This is a genomic window from Enterobacter sp. PTB (assembly GCF_051130085.1).
Taxonomy (GTDB): domain Bacteria; phylum Pseudomonadota; class Gammaproteobacteria; order Enterobacterales; family Enterobacteriaceae; genus Enterobacter; species Enterobacter ludwigii.
In genome coordinates, this window is the sequence record NZ_JBDKEE010000195.1 from 1 (window position 1) to 237 (window position 237).

The following is a 237-nucleotide window of genomic DNA, read 5'->3' on the forward strand; positions in this document are numbered from 1 at the left end:
GACCGTAGCCGGTCAGCTGGTCATTCACCTGGGTTTCGCCCTTGAAGCCGACACGTGCATAACTCTGATCGCCGTCAACGCTTTTATCATCAGAGAAGTAATGCAGGCCATCGACCTTACCGTAAAGATCCAGCTTGTTGCCGTCCTTGTTATAAACCTCGGCGGCATGCGCCGCACCGGCTGCCAGCAGTGCCGGAACCAGCAGGGAAAGAACCTTTAATTTCATCTGAATAGCCT

At 53.6% G+C, this 237-nt stretch carries 1 protein-coding gene; it reads right to left on the reverse strand.

The genetic code is table 11. The annotated features are described in order from the left end of the window. Nucleotides 1-226, reverse strand: a 226-nt coding sequence (locus AAIR21_RS28220) for a porin (protein ID WP_434682887.1), incomplete at its 3' end; no start/stop codon positions are given. Nucleotides 227-237 lie beyond the last annotated feature (11 nt).